4 protein-coding genes are annotated in these 3794 nt (G+C 38.5%); 1 reads left to right on the top strand and 3 read right to left on the bottom strand.

What is annotated here, in order from left to right; translation table 11 throughout:
* On the bottom strand, positions 1-282 hold a 282-nt coding region (locus Q3A88_RS21665), incomplete at its 3' end, for a hypothetical protein (protein ID WP_317178643.1).
* Between the two features lie 690 nt (positions 283-972).
* Here Q3A88_RS21665 and mobQ point away from each other — a divergent pair.
* Complete coding sequence (gene mobQ, locus Q3A88_RS21660; RefSeq protein WP_317178642.1) at positions 973-2367, top strand: MobQ family relaxase; 1395 nt, start codon at positions 973-975, stop codon at positions 2365-2367.
* 90 nt (positions 2368-2457) lie between these two features.
* On the opposite strand, the gene Q3A88_RS21655 is transcribed toward mobQ, so the two are convergent.
* Both Q3A88_RS21655 and Q3A88_RS21650 read right to left on the bottom strand, forming a co-directional pair.
* The gene (locus tag Q3A88_RS21655; RefSeq protein ID WP_317178641.1) at positions 2458-3012 is read right to left on the bottom strand and encodes a histidine phosphatase family protein; all 555 of its coding nucleotides are present in this window, start codon (positions 3010-3012) and stop codon (positions 2458-2460) included.
* Positions 3013-3084: 72 nt separating this feature from the next.
* Complete coding sequence (locus tag Q3A88_RS21650) at positions 3085-3705, bottom strand: hypothetical protein (protein WP_317178640.1); 621 nt, start codon at positions 3703-3705, stop codon at positions 3085-3087.
* Positions 3706-3794: the final 89 nt, after the last annotated feature.

The raw sequence follows: 3794 nt of genomic DNA, 5'->3' as shown, positions 1-3794 counted from the left end.
GAAGTTGATTCCATACCAGACAGGGGCTAGAAAGCTATTCCCACACACATAATCAAACGTTGTCTTTGAGAACCTTCTTTCAAATTTATCGATAACATCATCCCTGCTGAGTTTCATGTATTTTCTTTTAGGTGATATTTTTATGCTTGGAGAAATCCTTTTCATTTCTTTAATAAAATTATCTTGTCTCAAGACAAGGTTAAAGTCATTGTTGGTATAGTGCCTAAAGCTTACAACCGTACCATCTTTAAGGCGTGCTGCTGTTGTTATCAACCCTCCCATTCTGAACCCTCTATTTTTAATTAATAATTGTTATATATTACTTACTCAAATTATTATTCCTTGTCAAAAAAAACACAAAACAAAAACCAAAAATGGCAAGGTAAAATAAAAATCAACAACACCACATGATAGTAATCACTAACTATTTTATCTAATACTCACCACGTTACTTAATTTTGATCATTAGTGTTTTTGCTTTTACCTGTTGAATTTTATCCTGAAAATTTTCTATTAACCTGTGAGGTGTGCAACAGGGAAAACAACCTAACAAGATGCTTATTTTTCCTGTTTTATGTCTTTCCCGCCTTACGGCAGGATAAATTAACACTTCCCTTGTCCTTCGGACGCCATTTAAAACCCATCGCGGTAATATCGCGAAATACTTCGCCCGTTTATCCAGATTGCGCCGCTTAATTCGGCGTTTTGTTTTACAGGCATTAATATATTTCGTATTAATTAATGAGAAAGACTTTTACATTGTTTCTTTTTTTAAGAAAACAATGCCCACTTATACACTGCTACGCAGTGTGTGGGCCCTACCGGGGGTTGCCTGCCGCAGGCTAACACCGTTTCCTTCGGAAACAAAGTCAACGTCAACCCCGAAGTTTTTCTTGCGAAAAACTAACAGCAGCATAGTGATCGTTGCGTTTTATATTTTGGTTTTATTTTATATTGAGGTTGTATAAGTTAATGGCGATATTTCATCTGGAGTTTAAAATTGTGAAACGTTCTGAGGGTATGTCTTCCTGTAGGAAGGCAGCCTATCATGCACGTTGCAGAATAACAGATGATCGCACTGGCAATACTTATGATTTCAGCCACCGAACAGATTTATTCCATCATCTGATATTAGCACCTGTTTCCGCACCTGCTCATATTGTTGAAAGCTCGACAGCATTGTGGAACGAAGTGGAAAGGGTTGAGCGTCAGAAGGACGGTCAAACAGCCCGTTATTTTGATGTGGCTATTCCCTGTGAACTGAACAATGAAGATAAGATAAAACTGGTTGTTGAATACTGTCAGAAAAATTTCGTTGATAAGGGAATGATTGCCGATATCGCCTTCCACGATTTGGATGGTAATAATCCCCATGCACATGTGATGTTGACATTAAAACCAATCACCGCTGATGGTTTCGGTAAAAAAGAAAGAAGCTGGAACGACAAGAAAAACGTAATTCTTTGGCGTGAATCATGGTCAGTGATTGCCAATCGCTATCTGGCTGCTGCTGGCAGCAATGAGCGCATTGATCACCGCTCTATTGATACTCAATACAATGAAGCACTCGAAAACGCAGCTATCACCTTAGACGTGGAAGAAAAAGCACTTTGGCTTACCAAAGCAACGTTAACCAGCCGCCCGACAATGCAGCGTATCCCGCGTGCTAAATGGAACAGTCAAACAGCGCAAAAGCAACGTGCTGCTGAACAGGCTGTTCGTGATGAGATGAAACAGGAAGCACAGGCTACATACAACACCTTCAAAGATTTGGATCTGCAGATCGTTGTTGACCTCAGAAGTTTCACGGTATCTGAACTACCTGAACCAGTAGAAATTATCCTGACTGAAACGGGTTCGCAGTCGGCATCATCAGAAGGTCAAAAACCTGTTTTGGTTGCTCCTGCACCTCATACACGCACTAAATTGAAAACCCCATCATCTTCAACTGCCAGAGCGGTCAAACGCGCTTCTGTTAAAAGCAAGAGGAAGCAGGTTAAACCCCGTCAAGATGGTATATTTAAACGTTTCACTTTGTTGGTAGTGGAATATATAAGAGAAAAATTTGTCTGGGCCAAGAAGAAACCAGCTCCTGTTTCCGTTGATGCTGACCACGATAAACGTATAGCTGAAAACTATGTGTTTGATGAGGTACAAGGCATCTTTGTGCCACGCGCTGAGCATGAAAGACGTGCCAGATTTAACAGTGACACTTATAGTCCAACACCAGATGAGATCAGACGTTTTCCAAGTCGTCCAGTTAAGCCAGCACAGCTTGATAGCAATCTTAACTACATACCAACACTCGCGGCGGACAAGAAAAAGCCGGTGCCTAAATTGAAACCACAGGGTTATCATAACTATTGAACAACACATTCGATTAGGCAGATGATATATAATTCGACTATTCAATAAGACCCAATTTGAGTAATTTATTCCATGAGAAAAACCTGTCAGTCAGGATTTCTCGTAAACAGTTAATTCCCAGTAATTTTTACCTAATTTTTTTGTTTTTTTGAATCCTTCCCTTTCAAGCTGATAGCCAATCATACGATTCATAATCCCATGTCCCATTAGAGAAATCGAGGATTCTTTTTGGGCAAAACTTATTAACTTTGTTGCGGCCAATTTAGACCTGTGTTTAGCTGAGCAATATGATTCAACATTTTTAGAAAACCCTACAAACCATAAGATACGAAATAAAAAAGCATATGTCATAGGTGATAACTTCAACGCAAAAATGTTGAATGAAGGTAACTGAGCCTCACAATATACTGAGTCAATGGCATCAGGATTAATATCCATCATTTTCAATGATGTTAATGCTCTAGGTAAAGAACTAACAATGACAAAACTCTTGCTAATAAGGCTGCTTGTAAAAAAATATTGTGGAGGACTTTCACTCACCTCACTTTTATCATAATTCTCTATCCACGACCCCATATCATATGAAGATAACTTCTTTGTTATGTTAATATCGGGTTTTCCATGCCGTATTAATATTATTCTCATAATGTTCCCTCTTTTTCAAGGAGAACATTATAACATATAGAATGAGAAATGAAATTTATAAGAAATGAAATTCTATTTATCCACTTTTTCCAATATCAATGCAACGCTTGGATAATAATACCCTAACTCATTTTTAAACATAAACTGCTGATCAATAAGATATGCATATGAAAAACACTCTCTTCTGTCATTCGGAATAGCACCATCAATCAACTGTTCAATATACTCTTCAGTGATTATTTCTTGTGAATTTATCTTAGTATAAAAAACAACAAAAGTTGCTGAAAAATGGCGTCCAGCTTGTCCTATCAAACGATTAGCATCACTACGTGCCTCATCCATTTTAAAATTAGTAATAGCATTGCTTTCGTTTATATTATCAAGATTATACCAAGCATGTTTAGCTTCGATAGCAACATCATCATTTTTATTTGTAATGTAAAGATCAACACGACCTTTACTGGTATCAGTATTTTCCTGAAGGCAGCCCTTCATTCTTTTATTTGAAGGGTATTCTTCAATTGCAGCCCAGCCTAATGACCATGCAGCACCAGCAAGAACACTGACATTGGTCCGTTCGTTATACCACCAACAACAATCTTTCTTTCCTAAGAGATCGACATAGCGCTGATTTGCCTGAATCCATCCATTCAATAGTTGTGACCTGCCCCCAGGATTAGATACAACGCTCACTTAGTAATGTCGGATCCTTCACTATCAGAATTACCCTTTCTCCAGGCCGCCGCAAATTCAGACGGCGCCTGATAATTCAGCGCGGAGTG

Origin of the sequence: Pectobacterium sp. HCp5_1 (genome assembly GCF_032905925.1) — a bacterium.
Lineage (GTDB): Bacteria > Pseudomonadota > Gammaproteobacteria > Enterobacterales > Enterobacteriaceae > Pectobacterium > Pectobacterium brasiliense_A.
The sequence above is the reverse complement of the archived record's forward strand: the minus strand, read 5'-3'. Positions and strand labels throughout refer to the sequence as shown.